Below are 25,175 nucleotides of genomic sequence, written 5' to 3'. Positions count from 1 at the left end.
AAACCGATGCAGGACGACGCCGAGTTCCAGGTACTGGTCAACGACGAGGGCCAGTACTCGCTGTGGCCGGTGGCGAACGAGGTACCCGCGGGCTGGCGCGCCGACGGCTTCCGCGGCGGCCGGCAGGAGTGCATGGACCACGTCGACGAGGTCTGGACCGACATGCGGCCGCTGAGCCTGCAGCGGCAGATGGCCGCCGACGCCGAGCCCGCCGCGGCTCGTCGTGAGTGAGAAGGCGGGTTAGAACTCGCCTTTTCACTCACGACCGGCTGCGGCAGGTGCCGTGGCCTCGACCCGACGCGGAAGGTCTCCACCCCATGCCCACTCCCACCACGCTCACCCAGTCCACCCTGCGGGTTCCCATACCCGCGGCCGACGGGCGGTTGCAGCGGCTGCTCGCCGGCCTGGTCCACCAGCACGGCGTACCGGCCGCCCAGCTGGTCGTCACCGACGGCGGCCGGACGGACTCCGTCACCGCCGGTGAGATCACCGCCGCCGCGAAGGTCCCGGCCGGCTCCATCACCAAGGCGTTCACCGCGGCCGTGGCGATGCTGCTCGTCGCCGACGGCGACCTCGACCCGGACGACCCGCTCGGCGAGCACCTGGACGGCCTCGGCCCGCAGGTCGGCAGACCGACCGTGGCGCAGGTGCTCAGCCACACCGGCGGGCTGCCGGCCGCGCTCGGCGCCGCCGCCGACGGCGGGTCGGCCCGCCGCTACCTGCGGGCGTGCCGCGACGCCGGGCTCGTCCAGCCGCCCGGCGTGGGCTTTTCGTACTCCAACGTCGGGTACGTGCTGACCGGGTACGTGGTCGAGGCCATCACCGGGATGAGCTGGTGGGAGGCGGTGGAGACGCTGCTGCTCGACGAGCTCGGCATCGACGCCGCGTTCGTCGTGGAGCCGGGAGCGCGGCGCCGGGCCGGCGCGCACGTCAGCGGGCACGCTGTGCACGCGGCGACCGGCCGCGCCCGGCCGGTCGCGCAAACCCTCACGGCCGCCGAAGCCGCGGCCGGGGCGCTCGCGCTGAGCGCCGAGGACCTGGCCGCGTTCGGGAGCATGTTCTGCGGCGGCGACGGCCCGCTGCCGGCGGACCTGGCCGAGCGCATGGGCCGCCCGGTCCCGGGCGCGGAACCGTTCGGCCTGGCCGACAGCTGGGGGCTCGGGCTCGCGGGCTACCGCGGCGCGGACGCGGACTGGACCGGCCACGACGGCACCGCGGACGGCACGTCCTGCCACCTGCGGATCGACGCCGGGCACGGCCGGGTCGTCGCGCTGACCACCACCGGGAACACGGGTGCGGCCCTGTGGACGGACCTGGTCGCGGCGCTGCGCGCCGAGGGCCTGCCGGTGGGGGACTACGAACTGCCGAGCGGCCTCGACCGGGCCGCGCGCCCGGCCGCCGACCTGACGGGGCACTACACCAACGGCGACCTGGAGTACCAGGTGGACGTGCGCGCGGACGGCGGCGCGGTCCTCGTCGTCGACGGCGAGGTGTACCCGGAGCTGGCGTTGCTGCGCGACGGCTCGTTCTCGGTCCGCGAGCCGGCCACCGGCCGCCGGATCATCGGCGGCCGGTTCCTGACCGACCCGGCCACCGGAACGGTCAGCGCGATGCAGGCCGGCGGCCGCGTCGCCCGGCGCCGCCGCCGCGCCTCCTGACCCCTGCCGCCGCACCTCGTCGTGAGTGGCGAGGCGAGTTCTAACGCGCCTTACCACTCACGACCCCCGGACCACCCGACTGCGCTTGTGAGGAAACGAAAGCGATGACCACCTCGAGGAAGAGCCGCATCGACGCGCTGCCCGCGGAGCTGCGGGAGACGCTCAAGCGCCGGCTGGCCGGGCGGGCGGAGCGGTCCGACGTCATCGGCCGGGCGCCGCGGGAGACCGCCCTGCCGCTGTCGTTCGCCCAGCAGCGGCTGTGGTTCCTCGACGAGTTCCGGCCCGGGGACGCCGAATACAACAGCGCCGTCGCGCTGCGGCTGACCGGGCCGCTCGACCCGGGCGCCCTCACCGGCGCGGTGCGAACCCTGGTGGCCCGGCACGAATCGCTGCGCACGACCATCGACGACGCCGGCGGCACCCCGGTGCAGGTCGTCCACGCCGAGCCGGAGATCCCGGTGCGGACCGTCGACCTCACCACCGATCCCGCGCTGCGGCCCGCCGACCTCGACGAAGTGCTCGGGACCGAGTACAGCCGGTCGTTCGACCTCCGCCGCGGGCCGCTGGTGCGGGTGCTGCTCGTGCGGGTGGCCGCCGAGCACCACGTCCTGCTGGTCACCGCCCACCACATCGTCACCGACGGCGAATCGATGGGCATCCTCGTCGGCGAACTCGGCACGCTCTACGCGGCCGCCGTCCGCGGTGAGCCCGCGGACCTGCCCGAACCCGCCGTCCAGTACGCCGACTTCGCCGTGTGGCAACGGAACCGCCTGGCCGGCCCCGCCCTCGACCGGCACCTCGCCTACTGGACGACGCAGCTCGCCGGCGTCGAACCGCTCGACCTGCCGTCCGACCGGCCGCGGCCCGCCGTGCGCACGACCGCCGGAGCCGTCCACCACTTCCGCGTCCCGGCCGGGGCGGCCACCGCGCTGGCCGAGCTGGCCCGGGCCCACGACACCACGCTGTACACCGTCCTGGTCGCGGCCTGCCAGGTCCTCTTCGCCCGCTACACCGGCCGCACCGACATCGCCGTGGGCACCGTGGTGTCCGGCCGGAACCGGCCCGAGCTGCAGCGGACGGTCGGGTTCTTCGTCGACACCGTCGTCATCCGGTCCACTGTGGACATGTCGGCCCCGTTCGGCGCGCTGCTCGACGCCGTCCGCACGACGGTCCTGGAGTCGTTCGAGCACGCCGAAGCGCCGTTCGAAAAGCTCGTCGAAGCACTGCGGCTCGAGCGCGATCCCAGCCGCACCCCGCTGTTCGACGCGATGGTGCTGCTGCACGGGAGCCAGGGCGGGCCGGTGGACTTCGCCGGGTTGACGGCCGAGCCGGTCGAGGTGGCCCGCCGCGCCGCGAACTTCGACCTCACCGTCGAGTTCCAGCCGTCCGCCGACGCGCTCGAAGGCTCGCTGGAGTACAACACCGACCTGTTCGACGAACGGACCGCCGTCGCGCTGGGCGAGCACCTCACCGTGCTGCTCACCGCGATCGCCGCCGACGCGCGGCGTCCGGCCGGGGAACTGCCGCTGCTCACCGCCGTCGAGGAAACCCGGCTGCTCACCGAGTGGAACGACACCGCGCTGGACGTCCCGCAGGCGACCGTCGTCGAGCTGTTCGAATCGCAGGCCCAGCGCAGCCCGGACGAGACCGCGCTGGTGGCCGGGGACATCGCGCTCAGCTTCGCCGAGCTCAACGCGATGGCCAACCGGCTGGCCCGCCACCTCGTGACGCTGGGCGCCGGCCCCGAGCGGGTCGTGGCGCTCGCCCTCCCGCGCACCGCCGACGCGATCGTCGGCTTCCTCGCCGTGCTGAAGGCCGGTGCGGTGTACCTGCCGATCGACCCGGCCCTGCCCGCCGACCGGAAAGAGCTGCTGCTGCGGGACTCCGGTGCCGAACTGGTCCTCGGGCCGGCCGACATCGCGCAGCACGACCACGCCGCCACCGACCTCACCGACGCCGACCGCGTCGCGCCGCTGCGGCCGGACAACACCGCCTACGTCATCTACACCTCCGGGTCGACCGGCCGGCCGAAGGGCGTGGCCGTCCCGCACCGCAACCTGACGAACCTGCTCTTCAACCACCGCACCGACTTCGCCGCCCCCGGACGGCGGCTCCGGGTGGCGCTGACGGCGACCCTGTCCTTCGACACGTCCCTGGAAGGCCCGCTGCTCATGGCCGACGGCCACGAGCTGCACCTGATCGGCGAAGACGTCCGGCTCGACCCGGACGCGCTGGTCGGCTACATCGCCGAGCGCCGGATCGACTTCCTCGACCTCACCCCGACCTACCTGCGCCGGCTGGTCCCCGCCGGCCTGCTGACCGACCCGCGGCACCGGCCGAAGATCCTCATGCTCGGCGGTGAAGCCCTCGACGACACGCTCTGGCGGGAACTGGCCGGCGCGGAAGTCACGGTGGCGCACAACTTCTACGGGCCGACCGAGTACACAGTGGACGCCGTCTCGTGCCGGGTCGGCGAGTCGGCCCGGCCCGTGCTGGGCCGCCCGCTGGCCAACACCCGTGCCTACGTCCTCGACCAGGACCTGCGGCCGGTGCCCGCCGGCGTGCCCGGCGAACTCTGCCTCGCCGGCGCGCAGCTCGCCCGCGGCTACCTCGGCCGGCCGGGCCGGACCGCCGGCAGCTTCGTCGCCAACCCGTTCGGCGAGCCGGGGGAGCGGATGTACCGCACCGGCGACCGCGTCCGCTGGACGGCCGACGGGCAGCTGGAGTACCTGGGCCGCCTGGACGACCAGGTGAAGATCCGCGGGTTCCGCGTCGAGCCCGGTGAGGTCGAGGCCGCGCTGGTGCGCCTGCCCGAGGTCTCCGCGGCGGTCGTCGTGGCCAACCGGCCCGACGGCGGGCACGCCCGGCTGGTCGCCTACGTCGTCGCCACCGGCGAGGTCACGCCGGACGGCCTGCGCACGGCGCTGCGGGCCACGCTGCCCGACTACCTGGTGCCCTCGGCGTTCGTCCCGATCGACGCGATTCCGCTGACACCCCAGGGCAAAGTCGACCGCCGGGCCCTCCCGGCGCCCGACGCACCGGCCGACGGCGGCCAGACGTACGTGCCCGCCCGGACCGCCGTCGAACACCAGCTGGTCGCCATCTGGTCCGAGGTGCTCGGCAACGACCGCGTCGGCGTCGAGGACAACTTCTTCGGCCTCGGCGGCGACTCGATCCTCAGCATCCAGGTCGTCGCCCAGGCGCGGCAGGCCGGCCTGCGGCTCACCTCGCGCGACATCTTCCTGCACCAGACCATCGCCGGGCTGGCGACCGCGGTGCAGGCCACCACGGCGCTCGCCCCGGCCGCGGCGGCCCCGGTCGCCGGGCCGGCCCCGCTCACCCCGATCCAGCAGTGGTTCTTCGCCACGCACGGGCCCCTGGCCCACTTCACCATGTCGCAGCTGCTGGAGCTGCCCGCCGACGTCGACCCGCAGGCCCTGCGGACCGCGCTCGACGCCGTCGTCGCCCACCACGAGGCCCTCCGGACCCGGTTCTTCACCGTCGACGGCCAGTGGCGGCAGGAGGTCACCCCGGCGCCGCCCACCGGGATCCTGCGGATCCGGGACCTGGCCACGCTCGGCGACGCCGGGCAGCGCGCGGGCATCGAGGCCGCCGCCGCGCAGGTGCGCGCCGGCCTCGACCTCGCCACCGGCACCCTGGTCGGCGCGGCGCTGCTCGCCCGCGGCACCCGGCCGCCGCTGCTGTTCCTGGCCGTGCACCACCTGGTGGCCGACGGCGTGACGCTGCGGCTGCTGCTCGGCGACCTCGAAACCGCCTACGGCCAGGTCGCCGCCGGGGCGCCGGTCCGGCTCGCGGCCACCGCCACGCCGTTCACCCAGTGGGCGCACCTGCTGGAGCAGCACGTCCGGGCCGGCGGGTTCGACGACGACCTCGGGCACTGGACGCGGGTCGCGCGGCGGGTCCCGGCGGCGCTGCCGTCCGACCACGCGGGTGCGGGCACCACCGGCTCGACCCGCACGCTGACCGTGACCCTCGACGCCGACGCCACCGGCGCGCTGCTGCACCAGGTGCCCGCGACCTACCGGACCCAGGTCAACGACGTGCTGCTGAGCGCCCTCGGCCGCGCCCTGGCCGACCGCACCCACGAAGACGGCGTCCTCATCGCCCTGGAGGGCCACGGCCGCGAAGACGTCCTCGACGGCGTCGACCTGTCCCGCACGGTCGGCTGGTTCACCACGCAGTTCCCGGTGGCCCTGGACCTGCCGGAGCCGGGGGACTGGGGTGCCACGCTCAAGGCGGTCAAGGAACAGCTGCGCGCGGTTCCCCGCCGCGGCCTGAGCTACGAGGCGCTGCGCTACCTCGGCGGCCCCGGCGCGCCGGGGCACGCCCTGCAGGCGTTCCCGCTGCCGCAGATCTGCTTCAACTACCACGGCCGCTGGGACGCCCAGGCCGGTGCCGACGGCCTGTTCCGCGGCCGGCACGACAGCCCCGGCCAGGACATCGCCCCCGAGGAGGCGAGCACCTACCAGCTGGACGTGACCGGGGTCGTCGAGTCCGGCGAGCTGTCGCTGACGTGGTCCTATTCGGACCAGGTCAACGACGAAGCCACCGTCCGGGACCTGGCCGAGGCGATGCTCACCGGCCTGCGCGAGATCGTCGCCCACTGCGCGCAGCCCGGCAGCGGCGGCCGCACGCCGTCGGACTTCCCGCTGGCCCGCCTCGATCAGTCGACAGTGGACCGCCTGGCCGGCGACGGCCGGGACGTCGACGACATCTACCCGCTGACCCCGCTGCAGGCGGGCATGCTCTTCCACAGCCTCTTGGACCCCACCGCCGACGCCTACGTCGACCAGGCCCGGATGCTCCTGGACGGCGTCCGCGACCCCGACGCCTTCGCCCAGGCCTGGCAGCAGGTCGCCGACCGCACCCCGGTCCTGCGCACCCAGCTGGTCTGGGACGGCGTCGAGGAACCCCTGCAGGTCGTGCGGCGCCGGGCCGTCGTGCCGGTCACCCGGCACGACTGGCGCGGGCTGTCCGAAGCCGAGCAGGCCGGACAGCTGGAGCGGCTCTCGGCCGAGGACGCCGCCACCGGGCTCGACCTCACCACCGCGCCGCTGATGCGGCTGGGCATCGTCGCGCTGACCCACGACCGGGTGCTGCTGATGTGGACGTCCCACCACATCGTGCTCGACGGCTGGAGCCTCGCCCAGATCTTCACCGAGGTGTGCGAGCAGTACGCCGCGATCACCGAGCACCGGATCCCGCGCGTGCCCGCGCACCGGCCGTTCCGCGACTACCTCGGCTGGCTCGCCGCCCAGGACGTCACCGCCGCCGAAGACCACTGGCGCACGGTGCTGTCCGGGTTCGCCGCCCCGACCCCGCTGCCGGGGGACCGGTCCCCGGCCCAGGCCCACCGGACCCGTTCCTCGCGCACGGTCCGGACGTCACTGTCCACGGAGGACACTTCCCGGCTGCGGGACGTGGCCCGGCGCCACGGCCTGACCGTCAACACACTCGTGCAGGGCGCGTGGGCGCTGCTGCTGGCCCACTCCAGCGGCGAGGCCGACGTCGTGTTCGGGACCACCGTCTCCGGCCGGCCCGACGACCTGCCCGGCGTCGAGAACATGATCGGGATGTTCATCAACACCGTCCCGACGCGCACGCGGATCGACAGTGGCGACGCGCTGCTGCCGTGGCTGCAGCGGCTGCAGGACGAGCAGAACCAGGCCCGCCGCTACGACTTCCTCGCCCTCGGGAAACTGCGCGCCCTGAGCGACGTCCCGGCGGGGGAGAACCTGTTCGACAGCATGGTCGCGTTCGAGAACTACCCCTTCGACGAGAACGCCGCCGCGCAGGCGGGCGTCACCCTGCGGGAGGTGACCGCGCTCGACGCCACGACGTTCCCGGTCACCCTGCGCGCCTACGTCGACCGGCAGCTGGGCTTCGAACTCGCCACCGACCCGGCCTTGTTCGACGACGACACCGCGGCCGCGCTGGCCGCCCGGCTGGAGACCCTGCTGCTGGGGATGGCCGAGGACCCGGACCGCCCGATCGCGCGGCTGCCGTGGCTGTCGGCCGCCGACCGCGCCCGGCTCACGGACGAGCCGCTCCCGTCGCTGCCCGCGCCGACCCTCACCGAGCTGTTCGCCGCCCAGGTCGCCGCCCGCCCGGACGCGGTCGCGCTCACCGGCGACGGCACCCGGCTCACCTACGCCGAGCTCAACGCGCGGGCGAACCGCCTGGCGCACCGGCTGATCGCGCTCGGCGCCGGCCCGGAACGGTTCGTCGCGCTGCGCCTGCCGCGCTCGGCGGCGCAGGTCGTCGCGATCCTCGCCGTGCTCAAGGCCGGGGCCGCCTACCTGCCGATCGACCCGGCGACGCCCGCGGAACGCGTCGAGCGGATGCTCGCCGACACCGCCCCGGTCGCCGTCCTCGCCCCCGGAGACGTCGACGTCGAGACCGGCCCGGACACCGACCCGCCGCCGCGCTGCACGCCGGAGCACCCCGCCTACGTCATCTACACCTCCGGCTCGACCGGGCTGCCCAAGGGCGTGGTGATCCCGCACCGCAACGTCACCCGCCTGTTCGCCGCGACCGACGCCCGGTTCGGGTTCGGCGCCGACGACGTCTGGACGCTGTTCCACTCCTACGCGTTCGACTTCTCGGTGTGGGAGATCTGGGGGCCGCTGCTGCACGGCGGCCGGCTCGTCGTCGTGCCGCACGCGGTGTCCCGGTCGCCGCGGGAGTTCCTGCACCTGCTGGCCGACGAGGGCGTCACCGTGCTCAACCAGACGCCGTCGGCGTTCTACCAGCTCATCCGGGCCGACGAAGACGATCCCGGCGCCCGGCTCGCGCTGCGGTACGTGATCTTCGGCGGCGAGGCCCTGGACACGCGCCGGCTGGCCGGCTGGTTCGCCCGCCACGGCGACCGCGCGCCGCGGCTGGTGAACATGTACGGCATCACCGAGACCACCGTGCACGTCACCCACCACGACCTCACGTCCGACAGGGACACTCCGGGAGTCGTCGGCACCGTGCTGCCCGACCTGGCCGGGTACGTCCTCGACACGGACCTGAACCCGGTCCCGGCCGGGGTGCCCGGCGAGCTCTACGTGGCCGGCGACGGCCTCGCCCGCGGCTACCTCGGCCGGCCGGGGCTGACCGCCGCCCGGTTCGTCGCCGACCCGTCCGGCGCGCTCGGCTCCCGCATGTACCGGTCCGGCGACCGCGTGTCCCGCACCCGCGACGGCGCCCTGCGCTACCACGGCCGCGCCGACCAGCAGGTCAAGATCCGCGGTTTCCGGATCGAACCGGGCGAGATCGAGGCCACCCTGCTCACCCTGCCGGAGGTCGGTTCGGCGGCGGTGCTGGCCCGTGAGGACGAACCCGGCCGCAAGCGGCTGGTCGCCTACGTCGTCCCCGCGACGCCGGACACCCCGCCCGGCACGGCCCGGCTGCGCGAGCACCTGGCCCGGACCCTGCCGGACTACATGGTGCCCTCGGCGTTCGTGCTGCTCGGCGAACTCCCGTTGACCCGCAACGGGAAACTCGACCAGCGGGCCCTGCCGGCGCCCGCCGCGACCGGCCCGGAAAGCGCCGGGTTCGTCGAACCGCGCACCGGGACCGAACGCACGGTCGCGGCCGTCCTGGCCGCCACGCTCGGCCTGGAGCGCGCCGGCGCCGGGGACAACTTCTTCGAGCTGGGCGGCGATTCCATCCTCAGCATCCGGTTCAGCTCCGCGCTGCGCGAAGCCTTCGGCGTCGAGGTGTCCCCGCGGACGGTGTTCGACCACCCGACGGTCGAAGCCCTGGCGGCGGCCCTGCCCGCCGCGTCCGCGGCCCCGGTGACCGCGGCGATCACGCCGGTGGACCGCGACGGCGAGCTGCCGCTGTCGTTCGCCCAGCAGCGCCTGTGGTTCCTCGACGACTTCGCCCCCGGCAGCACCGACCACGTCACGGTGTTCGGCGTGCGGCTGCACGGCGAACTGCGCCCGGACGCGCTCGCCCGCGCCCTCACCACGCTGATCGCCCGGCACGAGTCGTTGCGCACCACGTTCCCGGCCACCGACGGACGGCCCCGCCAGGAGGTGGGGGAGCCGTGGCAGCTCGCGCTGCCGGTCACCGAGGTCGCCGGCGAGGAGGACCTGCGGCGGCTGCTGGCCGAGGACCTCGCGCGGCCGTTCGACCTCGCCCGCGGCCCGCTGCTGCGCGCCCGGCTCGTCCGCCTGGCCCCGGCCGAGCACGTCCTCGTCCTGGCCCTGCACCACAGCATCACCGACGGCTGGTCGATGGGTGTCCTGGTCGGCGAGCTGGCCACCCGCTACGGCGACGAGCGGGCCGAGCTGCCGCCGTTGCCCGTCCAGTACGCGGACTTCGCCGCGTGGCAGCGCGAACGCCTCACCGGCGACTTCCTCGACGGGCAGCTCGGCTTCTGGCGCCACGAGCTCAACGGCCTCCGCCCGCTGGACCTGCCGACCGACCGCCCGCGCCCGGCGACCCGGACGTCGAACGGCGCCGAGCTCGAGTTCACCCTCGGCGCCGAGGCCCTCGCCGGGCTGCGCCGGCTGAGCCGCGACCGGGACACCACCCTGTTCACGGCGCTGGCCGCCGCCTGCCAGCTGGTGCTGCGGCGCTGGTCCGGCCAGGACGACGTCGCCGTCGGCACGGTGACCTCCGGACGTGACCACCCGGAGGTCCAGGACCTCGTGGGCCTCTTCGTCAACACCGTCGTGCTTCGGTCCCAAGTGGACGGACAGCGCAGCTTCGGCGAGTTGCTGAGCCGCGTCCGCCGGACCGTCCTGGACGCGTTCGCGCACCAGGAGGTGCCGTTCGAGCGGATCGTCGACGAGCTCAGCCCCGACCGCGACCCCAGCCGCACCCCGCTGTTCGAGGTCCTGGTCACGCTGCAGAACGCCGGCAACCGCCTGCCCGCCCTCGCCGGGCTCACGGCGAGCGAACTGACCCTGCCGATGACCACCGCCGGGTTCGACCTCAGCGTCGAGTTCGAGGAGCGCCCGGACGGCCTGCGCGGGCTGCTGAACTACAACACCGACCTGTTCGACGCGGCCACCATGGCGCGGTTCGCCGAGCACCTCACGGTCCTGCTCACCGCCGTCGTCGCCGACCCGGACCGGGCCGTCGACACGCTGCCGCTGCCCGCGGCCGAACACGACCTCGTCGTGGAGACGTGGAACGCCACCGACCGGCCGGTGCCGGAGACCACGGTCGTCGAGCTGTTCGAGGCCCTGGCCGCCCGGACCCCGCACGCGACCGCCCTGGTCTGCGGCGGCACGACGCTGACCTTCGCGGAGCTGAACGCCCGGGCCAACCGGATCGCGCGGGTGCTCGTCGCCCGCGGTGCCGGGCCTGAGCGCCCGGTCGCCGTCGCCCTGCCCCGGTCCGCGGAATTCGTGGTCACCATCCTCGCCGTCCTCAAGGCGGGTGCGGTGCACCTGCCCCTGGACCCGGAGCTGCCCACCCGGCGGCGGGAAGCGCTGCTGGCCGACGCCCGGCCGGTGCTGGTGCTCACCGAACCGGTGACCGCCGACGGGCCGGACACGAACCTCACCGACGCCGACCGGCTCGCGCCGCTCACCCCCGGCCACGCCGCCTACGCGATCTACACCTCCGGCTCCACCGGCACGCCGAAGGGTGTCCTCGTCACCCACCGCGCCCTGGCCAACTTCGCCGTCGACCACGCGGCGGAGTTCACCGCCGCCGCCGGGAAGGACCGGCTGCGGGTGGCGCTGACCGCCGCGTTCACCTTCGACGCGTCCTGGGAAACCGTGCTGCTCATGCTCACCGCCGGGCACGAGCTGCACGTGATCGACGGCGACACCCGGCTCGACCCGGCCGTGCTCGCCGGCTACGTCGCCGAGCACCGGATCGACCTGGTCAACTCGACGCCGTCGTTCGTCCGGCACCTCCTGGACGCCGGGTTCGGGGACCACCGGCCGTCCGTGCTGCTGGTCGGCGGCGAAGCCGTCGGCGAGGCGCTGTGGCGCGAGCTGGGCGGCCTCGACGGCGTCACGGCGTTCAACCTCTACGGCCCCACGGAAAGCACGGTCGACGCGACCCTGTGCCGGATCGGCGAGAGCCCGCGCGAGACGATCGGCCGTCCGCTCGGGAACGTGCGGGCCCACGTCCTCGACGACCGGCTGCGCCCGGCGCCGATCGGCGTCCCCGGCGAACTGCACCTGTCCGGCGTCCAGCTGGCCCGCGGCTACCTGAACCGGCCCGGGCTGACCGCGGACCGCTTCCGCGCCAACCCCTTCGGCCCGCCCGGCAGCCGGATGTACGCCACCGGCGACCGCGTCCGCTGGACCGCCGAAGGCCGCCTGGAGTACCTCGGCCGGGTCGACGACCAGGTCAAGATCCGCGGCTTCCGGATCGAGCCCGGTGAGGTCGAGGCGGCCCTGCGCGCGCTGCCCGAGGTCGCCGACACCGTCGTCGTCGCCCGCCACGACGACGGCCACGCCCGGCTGGTCGCCTACGTCGTCCCCGCGGACGGCACGCCGGACCTGTCACGATTGCGGACGGCGTGCAAGGCGACCCTGCCCGACCACCTGGTGCCGACGGTGTTCGTTCCCCTGGAGCGGCTGCCGCTGGCCACCAGCGGCAAGGTCGACCGCCGGGCGCTGCCCGCGCCCGCCGTCCAGGCGACGCCGGCCGAGGGCCGGACCGCCCCGCGCACCGGGACCGAGCGGCTGCTCGCGCAGATCTGGGCCGACGTCCTCGGCACCGGCGAGCCGGGGGTGGACGACAACTTCTTCGCCCTCGGCGGGGATTCCATCCTCAGCATCCAGGTCGTCTCCCGGGCCCGGCGCCGCGGCCTGCGGCTGACCTCGCGGGACGTCTTCCGCCACCAGAGCATCGCCGAGCTCGCGCTCGTCGCGGGCACGGAAGCCGCGGAGCCGGAAGCCGGGTTCACCGGCGCGGCGCCGCTCACCCCGATCCAGCGGTGGTTCTTCGAGACCGGCGCCCACGACCACTTCACCATGTCCACGCTCGCCGAACTCGACCCCGGCGTGGACCTCCCGGCGCTGGAAACCGCGGTGGGCGTGGTACTGGCCCGCCACGACGCCCTGCGCACCCGGTTCACCGGCGACGGACGGCAGGATTTCCGGCCCGGCGCCGCACTTCCGGCTCTGCGGCACGTGTCCGATGCGGACGTCAGCGCGGTCGCGGCCGAAGCCCGCGCCACGCTGAGGATCGCGGACGGCCCGCTCGTCGCGCCCGTGCTGATCACCACTCCCGGACAGCCACCGCGGCTGCTGCTGGTCGTCCACCACCTGGTCATCGACGGCGTGTCCTGGCGGATCCTGTTCGAAGAGCTGGAAACCGCCTATCGTCAGGTCACCGCCGGACAGCCGGTCGACCTCGGCCCGGCGCCGGTCAGCTACCTCCGCTGGGCGGACCGCCTCGCCGGGCACAGCTTCGACGCCGAGCTGCCGTACTGGACCGGAGCACTCGACGGCGTCGACCCCACCCTGCCGGTGGACGCGGCGGGGGAGAACACCGCCGGAAGCGCCCGCACGGTCACCGTCCGCCTGGACCCCGAAACAACCGATGCCCTGCTGCGCCAGGTGCCGGAGGTCTACCGCACGCAGATCAACGACGTCCTGCTCAGCGCCCTCGGCCGGGTGCTGGCCCGCTGGACCGGCCGCGACCGCGTGCTCATCTCGCTGGAGGGCCACGGCCGCGAGGAGATCTTCGCCGACCTCGACCTCTCCCGCACGGTCGGCTGGTTCACCGCCGAGTACCCGGTCGCGCTCACCGTCCCGGCGGCCGGCGACTGGGGACCGACCCTGAAGGCCGTCAAGGAGCAGCTGCGGGCCATCCCGGGCAAGGGCCTCGGCTACGGCTCGCTGCGGCGGCACGACGACCCGGTGCCGCAGATTTCCCTGAACTACCACGGACAATGGTCCACCGGCGGCGACGCCGACGGCCTGTACCGCGGCTGGGGCGGCGACCTCGGCGACGACGTCGACCCGCGGCGGCCGCGGACCGCGCTGCTCGACGTCGTCGGCATCGTCGACGGCGGACAGCTCGAACTCGCCTGGACCTACGCCCCCGGCATCCACCGCGAAGACACCGTGCGCGGGCTCGCCGACCAGGTCCTCACGGCCCTGCGCGAGATCGTCGGGCACTGCGCCACCCCGGGGGCCGGCGGCCGCACGCCGTCGGACTTCCCGCTGGCCCGGCTGAGCGCGGCCGAACTGGACACCGTGGCCGGCGACGGCCGCGCGGTCGAGGACGTCTACCCGCTCACCCCGCTGCAGGCCGGGATGGTGTTCCACACGCTGCTCGACGACGGCTCCCCGGCCTACTTCGAGCAGGTCCGCATCCGCCTCGCCGGGGTCGCCGACCCCGCCGCGCTCGCCGCGGCCTGGCAGCGGGTCGTCGACCGGACCCCGGTGCTGCGCACCCGGCTCGTCTGGACCGGGGTCGAGGAGCCGGTCCAGGTGGTCGAGCGCACCGCGACCCTGCCGGTCACCCACCACGACTGGCGGGACCTGGGCCCGGCGGACCGCGAAACCGCCCTGGAGCAGGCCTTGGCCGCCGACCGCGCGGTCCCGTTCGACCTGACGCGGGCGCCGCTGACCCGGCTGACGATCGCCGCCCTCCCCGGCGACGAGGTCGACCTGGTGTGGACCTCCCACCACGTCCTGTTCGACGGCTGGAGCTCCGCGCAGGTCTTCGCCGAAGCCTGCGAGCAGTACGCCGCCACGAGCGCCGGCGTGCAGCCCGCCCTCGTCACCCGCCGCCCCTACCGGGACTACCTCGGCTGGCTGGCCGGACGCGACCAGGCCGCGGCGGACGCGTTCTGGCGGGACACCCTGGCCGGCTTCGAAGCCCCGACGGCGCTGCCCTACGACCGCCCGCCGGCCGAGGCCCACCAGTCGCGCTCCACCGACTCGGTCCGGACCGAGCTGGCCCCCGCCGCGACGCTGCGGCTGCGGGAGTTCGCCCGGACGCACGGCCTCACCGTGAACACGGTCGTCCAGGGCGTCTGGGCGCTGCTGCTGGCCCTGCACTCCGGCGATCGGGACGTCGTCTTCGGCACCACGGTCTCCGGGCGCCCGGCCGACCTGACCGGCGTCGAGACCATGATCGGGCTGTTCATCAACACCATCCCGACCCGCGTCCGCGTCGACGGCAGCCGGCCGGTCGCGCAGTGGCTCGGGCAGCTGCAGGCCGCCCAGAGCGAGGCCCGCGACCACGACTTCGTTTCGCTGGCCCGGCTGCGCCCCCTCAGCGACGTCGCCGCGGGGCAGAACCTGTTCGCCAGCATGGTCGTGTTCGAGAACTACCCGATCAGCGAACCCGCCACCGCGGGCGCGCCGCGGGTCGTCGAGGTCGCCTCGGCCGACGCCACGAACTTCCCGCTGTGCCTGCGGGCGTCCCTGGAGGAGAGCCTGGCCCTCGACCTCGCCTACGACCCGGCGCTGTTCGACGCCGCCACCGTCACGGCCATGACCGACCGGCTCGTGCTGCTGCTCGACGCCGTCACCGCGGACGCCGGGCGGCTCCTGGCGCGGGTGCCGTGGACCGACGCGGCCGAGCGGGCCCGGGTGCTCGCCGACGCGCACGGCCGCAGTGCCGCCGGGACGCCGTCCACCGTGCCCGTGCTGTTCGCCGACCAGGTGCGGCGGCACCCGGACGCCCCCGCCGTGCTGGCCGGCGACCGGACGCTGACCTACACCGAACTGGACGAGCGGGCGAACCACCTGGCCGGGCGGCTGGCCGGGCTCGGTGTCGCGGCCGAGGACCGGATCGGGTTGCTGCTCGAGCCGTCGGTGGACCACGTCGTCGCCGAACTGGCCGTGCTCAAGGCCGGCGCGGCCTACGTGCCCCTGGACACCCGGGCGCCGCACGAGCGGCTGCGGGCCGTGCTCGCCGAAGCCGGGGTTTCGGTCGTGGTGGCCGGCGACAGCCGGGTGCCGGCCGCCGAAGCCGTCCACAGTGGACCGGTACTGACGGTCGGCGAGCAGCGGTCGACGACCGCGCCGGAATCCCCGGTGGCACCGGAAAACCTCGCCTACGTGATGTACACGTCCGGCTCCACCGGCGTCCCCAAGGGCGTCGCCGTGCGCCACCGCGACATCACCGCTCTGGCCCAGGACGGCCGGTTCGCCGGCGGTGCCCACTCGCGGGTCCTGGCCCACTCGCCGCTGGCCTTCGACGCCTCCACCTACGAACTGTGGGTGCCGCTGCTCACCGGCGGCGCGACGGTCCTGCCCGGCGGGCCCGACCTCACGGTGGAATCCCTGCGGCGCGCGGTTTCCGCGCACGACGTCACGTCGGCGTGGCTGACCGCCGGGCTCTTCCGGCTGCTCGCGCAGGACGCCCCGGACGCCCTGCGCGGCCTGCGCGAGGTGTGGACCGGCGGCGACGTCGTCCCGCCCGCCGTGGTGCGGGCGGTCCAGGCCGCCTGCCCCGGCCTGGTCGTGGTCGACGGCTACGGCCCCACCGAAACCACCACCTTCGCCACCTCCTTCCGGATCCCCGGCGACTCCGTGCCCGAGCCGGTGCCGATCGGCCGCCCGCTCGACGGCATGCGCGCGTACGTGCTGGACGCGGACCTGCGCCCGCTGCCCGCCGGGGCGCCCGGCGAGCTGTGCCTGGCCGGTGCGGGCCTGGCCCGCGGCTACCTCGGCCGGCCCGGCCTGACCGCCGAGCGGTTCGTCGCCGACCCGTTCGGCGCACCGGGGGAGCGGATGTACCGCACCGGTGACGTCGTCCGGCGCGGCCCCGGCGGGGACCTCGTGTTCCTCGGCCGCTCCGACGACCAGGTCAAGCTGCGCGGGTTCCGGATCGAGCTCGCCGAGGTCGAGGCCGTGCTGGCCGCGCACCCGGCGGTCGCCCAGGCCGTGGCGACCGTGCACACCGACCCCTCCGGTACCCGGCGGCTGCTCGCCCACGTCGTCCTCGAACGCGCCGCGGAACCCGGCGAGCTGCGCGCGCACGCCGCGGCGGCGCTGCCCGAGTACATGGTCCCCGCCGTCGTCCTGGTGCTGCCCGAGCTTCCGTTGAACCGCAACGGAAAGGTCGACCGCCGGGCGCTGCCCGCGCCGGACGGCCCGCTGCCGTCCCGGCGGCCCTACGCCGAGCCGGCCACCCCGACCCAGCGGGCCGTCGCCGGGATCTGGCAGCGGCTGCTCGGTGTCGAACGGGTCGGCGCGCAGGACAACTTCTTCGAGCTCGGCGGCGATTCGATCCTCAGCATCCGGCTGGTTTCCCGGCTGCTGGCCGAATGCGGCGTGTCGCTGTCGCCGCGGGCGGTGTTCGCCCACCCGACGGTGTCCCGGCTCGCCGCCGCCATCGAAACGGTCGGCACCACCGACCGCGACCCGATCCCGGCGGTGCCCCGCGACGCCGAGCTGCCGCAGTCCTTCGCCCAGCAGCGGCTGTGGTTCCTCGACGAGTTCGAGCCGGGCGGCACCGAGTACGTCACCAGCTCCGCCGTGCGCCTGCGCGGCGAACTCGACGTCGACGCCCTCGCCGGGGCGTTCACCGCGCTGGTCGCCCGGCACGAACCGCTGCGCACCACGTTCGGCTCCGCCGACGGCCACGGCGTCCAGGTCGTGCACCCGCCATCGCCGGTGCCGCTGCCGGTCGTCGACGCCCGCGAGGAGGACCTCGCCGACATCCTGCGCGCGGACGGCGAACAGCCCTTCGACCTCAGCGAAGGCCCGTTGCTGCGGGCGAAGCTGATCCGGCTCGCGCCGCAGGAGCACGTGCTCACCGTGGCCGTGCACCACATCGTCACCGACGGCTGGTCGAACGGGCTCATCGCCGAAGAGGTCGGCGCGTTCTACGCGGCGGCTCTGCGCGGCGAAGCGGCCGATCTGGCACCGCTGCCGGTCCAGTACGCGGACTTCGCGGCCTGGCAACGCGGCCGGCTCGCCGAGCGCGTCCTGGCCGGCCAGACCGAGTACTGGACCGAGCGCCTGCGCGACCTCAGCCCGCTGGAGCTGCCCACGGACCGGCCCCGCCCGCCGGTGCGCACCACCCGCGGCGCGACGCACGAGCTTCTCGTCCCGGCCGCGGTGACCGCGCGGCTCGAGCAGGTGAGCCGGCAGCGCGAGACGACCCTGTTCGCCACGCTCGTCGCCGCCTGCCAGGTGCTGCTCGGCCGCTGGGCGGGCCAGGACGACGTCGCCGTCGGCACGGTCACCTCCGGCCGGGAGCGGCCCGAACTGGAGGGTCTGGTCGGGTTCTTCGTCAACACGCTGGTGCTGCGGTCTCGGGTCCGCCCGGAGGCGGCCTTCACGGCGTTCCTCGACGAGGTCGCCGCGGGCGTCCGCGAGGCGTTCGACCACCAGGACCTGCCGTTCGACCGGGTCGTCGACGCGGTCCAGCCGGGCCGCGACCCGAGCCGCACGCCGCTGTTCCAGGTGATGGTGGTGCTGCAGAACAGCCCCGGCGAGGCGGCCCACCTGCCCGGTCTGGAGACGGAGGAGCTCCCGCAGCCCGCGACGGCGGCGAACTTCGACCTCACGCTGGAGTTCCAGCCGGACGGCGGGGTGCTGCGAGCGGCCCTGACGTACAACACGGACCTGTTCGACGCCGCCACGATCGACCGCCTGGCCGCGCACCTGGGCGTCCTGCTCGCCGGTGTCGCGGCCGACCCGGAGCGGCCGGTTTCGCGGCAGCCGCTGATCGGCCCGGCCGAGCGCGACCTGGTGCTGGGCACGTGGAACGAGACGGGCCGCCCGGTCGGGCCGGAGACGCTGCCCGAGCTGGTGGCGGCCCGCGCCCGCCGGACACCGGACGCGCCGGCGGTGATCGCGGGCGAGTCCCTGACCTACGCCGAACTGCAGTCCCGCGCGTCCCGGCTGGCGCGGGTGCTCGGGGCGCGCGGCATCGGCCCGGAGCGGATCGTGGCCCTGGCGTTGCCGCGGTCGGTGGAGATCGTGGTGGCGCAGCTGGCGGTGTGGCAGGCCGGGGCGGCGTTCGTCCCGGTCGACCCGACCTACCCGGTCGAGCGCATCACGTTCATGCTGGCCGACGCCCGCCCGGCGCTGGTCCTGACCCTGGCGGACCTGGCGCCCCCGGTGCCCGACGGCGTCGAAGTGCTGACCCTGGACGACCCGGCGCTGTTCGACGGCGAGCCCGCCGAGCCGGTCGAGGTCCGGCCGGAGCACCCCGCCTACGTCATCTACACCTCCGGCTCGACCGGCCGGCCGAAGGGCGTCGTCGTCACCCACGCCGGGTTGGCCGGGTTCGCCGCCGCCGAAGCCGAGCACCTCCGGGTCGCCGAAGGCGATCGCGTGCTGGCCTACTCCTCGCCGAGCTTCGACGCGTCGATCCTGGAGCTGTGCCTGGCGTTGCCGTCGGGCGCCGCGCTCGTCGTCGTCCCGCCCGAGCCGCTGCTCGGCGAACCCCTCGCCGAGTTCCTCGCCGCCCACCGGATCACCCACACGCTGATCCCGCCCGCCGCGCTGGCCACCGTGCCGGCGGCCGACCTGCCGGACCTGCGCACGCTCGTCGTCGGCGGGGACGCCTGCTCGCCGGAGCTCGTCGACCGGTGGGCGCCGGGACGGCGGATGGTCAACGCGTACGGCCCCACCGAGTCGACCGTCGTCGCGACCTGGAGCGAACCACTGGTCCCGGGGACGCCGCCGCCGATCGGCCGGCCCATCCCGAACACCCGCGCCTACGTGCTCGACGCCGCCCTCCAGCCGGTGCCGATCGGCGTGGCGGGCGAGCTGTACGTCGCCGGGCCGAGCCTGGCCCGCGGCTACCTCGACCGGCCCGGCCTCACCGCCGACCGGTTCACCGCGAGCCCGTTCGGCGCGCCGGGGGAGCGGATGTACCGCACCGGCGACGTCGTCCGGTGGACCGCGGCCGGGCAGCTGGAGTTCACCGGCCGGGCCGACGACCAGGTCAAGGTCCGCGGATTCCGGATCGAACTCGGCGAGGTGGAGGCGGCGCTGACCCGGCACGAGCGGGTGGCCGCCGCCGTCGCCGCGGTCCAGCAGGACGCCTCGGGACACAAGCGGCTGGTCGCCTGCTTCGTCACCGCGCCGGGCACGGACCCGGTCGGCCCCGCCGACCTGCGCGAGTTCCTGAGCCGGTCGCTGCCCGGGCACCTGGTGCCCTCGGCGCTGCTGGAGCTGCCCGCGCTGCCGCTCGGCCCGAGCGGCAAGGTCGACCGCCGCGCCCTGCCCGTGGTCGCCGCCGCGGCCGAGCCCGCCACCCGCCACGTCGAGCCGGTGACCCCGGCCGAGCGGGTGCTGTGCGAGATCTGGGCCCAGGTGCTCGGCCTGGACCGGGTCGGCACCGCGGACAACTTCTTCGAGCTGGGCGGGGATTCCATCCTCAGCATGCAGGTCGTGTCCCGGGCCCGGCAGGCCGGCCTGCGGGTGTCCACAAAGGACATTTTCCTGCACCAGACCGTTGCCGCTTTGGCTCCCGAAGCCGGCGCGGTGACCGAGGAGGCGGCGGCGGACGGGCCGGTCGTCGGCGACGTGCCGCTGACCCCGATCCAGGACTGGTTCTTCGCCACCCACACCGTCAACCCGCACCACTTCAACCAGTCGATGCTCCTCGAGCTGGCCGACGGCTTCGACGCCGGCGCGCTCGAACGGGCGCTGGCGGTCGTGTGGACCCACCACGACGCCCTCCGCATGCGGTTCACCCGCACGGAAGCGGGCTGGCAGCAGCACAACGCCGACGTCGAGCCGGGACCCCGGTTGCGGCACGAGGACCTGACCGCCGTGCCGGAGGCCGACCGGGCGGGCGCGCTCGAACGGATCGCCGACGCCGTCCACGCCGGCTTCGACCTCACCGAAGGGCCGCTGCTGGCCGCCGTCCTGGTCACCGCCGATCCGGCGTGGCGGCCGCGGCTGTTCCTGGCCGCGCACCACGTCGTGGTCGACGCCGTCTCCTGGCGCATCCTGCTCGACGACCTCGACACCGCCTACCGGCAGGCCGCCCGGGACGTCCCGGTCGACCTCGGCCCGCGGACGACGTCGTTCCGGGACTGGGCGCACCGGCTGCGCGAGCACGTCCGCGCCGGCGGGTTCGACGACGAACTGGCGTACTGGACCGGCCTGCCACCGGCCGGCGAGCTGCCGGTGGACCACGACACCGCGGTCACCGGCACCGCGGAGGTCGTCGTGACGCTCGACGCCGACGACACGAACGCCCTGCTGCGCTCGGCGCCCGCGGCCTACCGCACGCGCGTCAACGACGTCCTGCTCACCGCACTGGCCTGGGCACTGGCCCGGTGGACCGGGCGCCCGGACGTGGCGATCGCGCTGGAGGGTCACGGCCGCGAGGACGTCCTCGACGGCGTCGACCTCAACCGGACGGTCGGCTGGTTCACCACGCTGTTCCCGGTCGCACTGTCCATACCGGACACCGACGGGCCGGACTGGCGGACGCTCGTCAAGTCCGTCCGCAAGCAGCTGCGGGCCGTGCCCGGCAACGGGTTCGGCTTCGGCGCCCTCCGCCACCTCGCCGGCCCCGAGGTGCGGGAGCGGCTCGCCGGAACCGATCCGCAGATCTCGTTCAACTACCTCGGCCAGTGGGACGGTGCCGGGGCCGTCACGACGGCGTCCGAGAGCCTGTACGCCGCCGTCAGCGGGTCGCTCGGCCGCGACCACGACCCGGCCGAGCACCACCCGCACCTGCTCGACCTGGTCGGCGCGGTGCAGGACGGCGAACTCGTGTTCTCCCTGATCTACCAGCCCGGCCGGCACGACCGGCGGACCGTCGAAGCGGTGGCCGGCGACTTCGCCACCGCCCTGCGGCGGATCGCCGCCGACGCCCAGGCCCCGGCCCACCGGAAGGAGCGGCGGTGACCACGCGCCTTTCGCGGAACCGGAACTACCAGCTGCTGTGGGGCAGCCAGGCGCTGTCGGAGGCCGGGTTCAGCGCGTCGATGATCGCGTTGCCGCTGCTGGTGCTGACGGTGACCGGCTCGCCGGCGCTGTCGGGGCTGGTGCTCGGCGTCGACGCGATGGCCCAGCTGGTCGCGGGGCTGCCCGCGGGCGCGCTGGCCGACCGCTGGGACCGCAAGAAGATCCTGCTCGGCTGCGAGGCGGTCTACGCGCTGGCGGTCGGCAGCCTGGCGGCGGCGATCTGGTGGGACGTCGTGGGCGTCCCCCACCTCGTCGCGGTGGCGGCGGTGATGGGCTGCTGCCGGTCGCTGTTCGGCCCGGCCGAAGGCGCGATGCTGGCCGGCGTCGTGCCCTCGGCCCAGCTGCCCACGGCGGTGGCGATGAACTCCGCGCGCGGCGCGCTCGGCCAGCTGTCGGGCACCGCGACGGGCGGGTTCCTCTACGGGCTCGGGCGAGCAGTCCCGTTCGCCTTCGACGTGCTCGTCCACCTCGTTTCGCTGGTGGCGCTGCTGTTCGTCCGGGCGCCGCGCCCCGAGGCCGCGCCGGCCGGCGGCGGGCACCTCGGCCGGGAGATGGCCGAGGGGCTGCGCTGGGTGTGGAGCGAACGGCACGTGCGCGTCACGGTGACGTGCGCGGTGAGCCTGAACTTCTTCTTCAGCGCCTACTACATCGTGATCATCGTGCTGGCCAAGGAACGCGGCGTCACCTCGGGCGAGATCGGCGTGATGGCCGCGATGCTCGGCGTCGGCGGGGTGGTGGGGTCGCTGATCGCGCCGTACCTGCAGCGGCGGCTGCGGCCCTACGTCTCGATCGTCAGCGTGTTCTGGGTGCTGACCCTGCTGACCCCGCTGGCGGCCGCCATCCACGACGGCTACCTGCTGGGCGCCCTGTTCGTCGCGATGGCCCTGCTCCCGCCGACCGCCAACACGACGATCGGCACCTACCAGCTGCTGCTCACCCCCGACCGGCTGCGCGGCCGGCTGACCAGCGTGATGGGCGTGATCGGCGGGGTGTCCGCGGCGACCGGGCCCGCCTTCGGCGGCCTGGTCGTGCAGGCGTTCCCCGGCACCGACGCCGTGCTGCTGTGCGCCGCCGGGATCGCCCTGGTGACGCTGGTCGTCACGGTCAGCCCCACCCTGCGCCGGTTCCCGCGCGCCGACACCCTCGTCCCCGCACCCGAGCCCACCACGACCGAGGAGAAAACCCCATGACAACCCAGGAATCCGGCCTCTCCTTCGCTTTCGAGGAGCTGCTGGCGCGGGCGGCCGAGCTGCGCCGACGCGGTCCGGTCCACCACGACGAGGAGCGCGGCCTGTGGCGGGTGCTCGACCACGCGTCCGTCTCGCGGGTGCTGTCCGACCCGGCGACGTTCTCGTCGGACTTCAGCGGGCTCACCCCGGTCCAGGAGGACTTCGAGACGTTCCGGAAGGGCAACTTCGTCGGGATGGACCCGCCGGACCACCGCAAGCTGCGGACCCTGGTCAGCCAGGCGTTCACCCCGCGCGTGGTGGCCGGCCTGGAACCCCGGATCCGCGTCATCGCCGGTGAACTGCTGGACGAGGTCGCCGGGCAGTCCCGCTTCGACGTGGTGGACGCGCTCGCCTACCCGCTGCCGATCATCGTCATCGCGGAGCTGCTCGGCGTCCCGGTGGCGGACCGCCCGCTGTTCACCCGCTGGGCCCAGGTGCTGTTCAGCGGCGACCAGCTGGGCGAGACGGCGGACATGGAGGACATCCAGCGCGCGCTCGACGCGATCGCGCCGACGATCCGCGAGATGAACGGCTACATCCTCGACCACATCCGCCACCACCGCGCCCACCCCGGCCCCGGCCTGACGAGCCGGCTGGTCGAGGCCGAGTTCAACGGCGAGCGGCTCGAGGACCAGGAGATCGTCGGGTTCGTGGCGCTGCTGCTGATCGCCGGGCACATCACCACGACGGCGCTGCTGGGCAACGCGGTGGTGACGTTCGACCGGAACCCGGCGATCGCGACGGCGTTGCGCGCGGCCCCGGCGGGCCTGCCGGCGGCGCTGGAGGAGGTGCTGCGGCTGCTGCCGCCGTTCCCGGAGCTGGGCCGCCGCACGACGGCGGAGGTCGAGCTGGGCGGCCACCGGATCCCCGCGAACGCGATCCTGATGGCGGACCTGGCGGCAGCCAACCGCGACCCGGCGGTGTTCGCCCGCCCGGACGCGTTCGACCCGGAGCGCACGCCGAACCCGCACCTGACGTTCGGGCACGGGATCCACTTCTGCTTCGGCGCGCCCCTGGCCCGGCTGGAGGGCCGGATCGCGTTCGAGGTGCTGTTCGAGCGGTACCGGGACCTGGCGGTGGCGACGGACGCGCCGGTGGTGTTCCAGAACCCGTCGGTGATCGTGAGTGTCCGTCACCTGCCGCTGGACGTGCGGCCGGCCTGACGCCGGGCGTCCAGCCGGGCCGCGACCACCGCGAGTCCGGTGGTCGCGGCGGCGCCGAGCAGGAGGACCGGGCCGCTTTCGCCGAGAGCCCCGGCGAGCGCGGCCCCGGCGGCCGCCATGGCGACCTTGAGCCCGGCGCTGGTGACGAAGACCTGCGCCTGGGCCCCGGCGGGCGCGTAGGCGCCACGGGCGGCGAGGGTGGCGGTGAAGGAGGTGGCGTTCAGCAGTCCGAGCACCCCGAACCCGGCGATCGCGTACTGGGGGAGGAGCGCGCAGAGGGCGGTGGCGAACGCCATGGCGGCGAAGAGCCGGACGGCGAGCACTTCGGGTTCGCCTTCGAGCGGCCGGACGGTGACGAGGGCGGAGCCGAGGAGGCTCCCGGCCCCGTAGGCGACGGTGAGGGCGGCCCCGGCGGCGGCGCTCCCGTGGAGTTCCTCGCCGAACCGCACGGCGATGACGGGCAAGGCGCCGAGTTCGACCGCGCCGAGCAGGGTGAGGACGGTGACCCGCCGCAGGGGCGGGTGGCGGACGAGGACCGCGAGGCCGGCCCGCAGGCTGACGGTGTCGGCCGCTTCGGCTCGGCCGGCGAGGGGCACGGTGAGGACGAGAACCCCGGCGACGGCGGCGGCAGCGGTCAGGACGAGGACGGCGGCGAGGGGACCGGAGACCACGGTGAGACCGGCCGCGACGGCGGGGCCGGCGGTGTTGCCGACACCGTAGGTGAGCGCGTCCCACCCCCGGCGCCGCCGGTCGGCGGTGGTGCCGGCGCTCGCGGTGAGGACGCCGGTGCGGCTGGGGGCGAAGATCGGCGAGCAGGTGCCGTGGCACACGCAGGCCGAGTGCCGGATGCCGGCCCCGAAGCGGCCGGCCGGCGTGGCCCGGCCCGGACCCAGGTCGCCCAGGACGCTGCTCAGCCCGCCTGTCAGCAGCGGTCCGCAGGCTCCGGCGAGCGCCACCGCCGCGATCGGGACCACCGTCGGGAGCCGGCCGAGCGTCAGCGCGCCCACGGCCAGCGCCACGCCGTAAACCACGTACGCCGCCGCGAGGAGGCGTCGCCGGTCGCCCGCCCGGTCGAGGCGCGCAGCCAGCCACGGGCCCGCCAGGTGGGGTGCGTTGAGCGCCGCGACCAGCAGGCCGCCCGCCGCCGCGGACTGGTGGCGGTCGGCGGCCAGGAGCAGGAGGCCCACCGTTGCCCCGCTGTCGGCGCCGCGGACCAGGACCGCCGCCGTCAGGTACCGCGCCAGGCCCGCCATCGCACCCCCCGTCACCCCCGTCACCCCACTGTCCGGT

Annotated in this window: 6 protein-coding genes; 5 read left to right on the top strand and 1 reads right to left on the bottom strand. The window is 75.0% G+C overall.

What is annotated here, in order from left to right:
- Positions 1-6: 6 nt before the first annotated feature.
- The 5 genes from ABZW17_RS12945 to ABZW17_RS12925 all read left to right on the top strand — a co-directional run bounded on the left by ABZW17_RS12945 (position 7) and on the right by ABZW17_RS12925 (position 23,885).
- Positions 7-231 carry an MbtH family NRPS accessory protein gene (locus ABZW17_RS12945; RefSeq protein WP_091309248.1) on the top strand — a complete coding sequence of 75 codons (225 nt, stop codon included), beginning with the start codon at positions 7-9 and terminating at the stop codon, positions 229-231.
- A gap of 86 nt (positions 232-317) precedes the next feature.
- A complete protein-coding gene (locus ABZW17_RS12940; RefSeq protein ID WP_354812756.1) occupies positions 318-1,658 on the top strand; it encodes a serine hydrolase domain-containing protein in 1,341 nt (446 codons plus the stop codon).
- A gap of 104 nt (positions 1,659-1,762) precedes the next feature.
- Complete coding sequence (locus ABZW17_RS12935; RefSeq protein ID WP_354812754.1) at positions 1,763-21,433, top strand: non-ribosomal peptide synthase/polyketide synthase; 19,671 nt, start codon at positions 1,763-1,765, stop codon at positions 21,431-21,433.
- Positions 21,430-22,683, top strand: coding sequence for an MFS transporter (locus tag ABZW17_RS12930; protein ID WP_354812752.1), 1,254 nt, complete (start codon positions 21,430-21,432; stop codon positions 22,681-22,683). Before ABZW17_RS12935 ends, ABZW17_RS12930 begins: the two co-directional genes overlap by 4 nt.
- Positions 22,680-23,885 (top strand): cytochrome P450, encoded by a 1,206-nt coding sequence (locus ABZW17_RS12925; RefSeq protein WP_354812750.1) that lies wholly within the window; start codon positions 22,680-22,682, stop codon positions 23,883-23,885. Before ABZW17_RS12930 ends, ABZW17_RS12925 begins: the two co-directional genes overlap by 4 nt.
- On the opposite strand, the gene ABZW17_RS12920 is transcribed toward ABZW17_RS12925, so the two are convergent.
- Positions 23,855-25,153, bottom strand: a complete 1,299-nt coding sequence (locus ABZW17_RS12920) for an MFS transporter (RefSeq protein ID WP_354812748.1) — start codon at positions 25,151-25,153, stop codon at positions 23,855-23,857. The two genes, ABZW17_RS12925 and ABZW17_RS12920, sit on opposite strands and share 31 nt — an antisense overlap.
- Positions 25,154-25,175: the final 22 nt, after the last annotated feature.

Source organism: Amycolatopsis sp. NPDC004625, from assembly GCF_040609695.1.
In the GTDB taxonomy this organism is placed as follows: Bacteria; Actinomycetota; Actinomycetes; order Mycobacteriales; family Pseudonocardiaceae; genus Amycolatopsis.
The sequence above is the reverse complement of the archived record's forward strand: the minus strand, read 5'-3'. Positions and strand labels throughout refer to the sequence as shown.

Coding starts and splice junctions, on each gene's coding strand:
- ABZW17_RS12940 (WP_354812756.1), top strand. CDS start 318: ATGCCCACTCCCACCACGCTCACCCAGTCCACCCTGCGGGTTCCCATA.
- ABZW17_RS12945 (WP_091309248.1), top strand. CDS start 7: ATGCAGGACGACGCCGAGTTCCAGGTACTGGTCAACGACGAGGGCCAG.
- ABZW17_RS12925 (WP_354812750.1), top strand. CDS start 22,680: ATGACAACCCAGGAATCCGGCCTCTCCTTCGCTTTCGAGGAGCTGCTG.
- ABZW17_RS12935 (WP_354812754.1), top strand. CDS start 1,763: ATGACCACCTCGAGGAAGAGCCGCATCGACGCGCTGCCCGCGGAGCTG.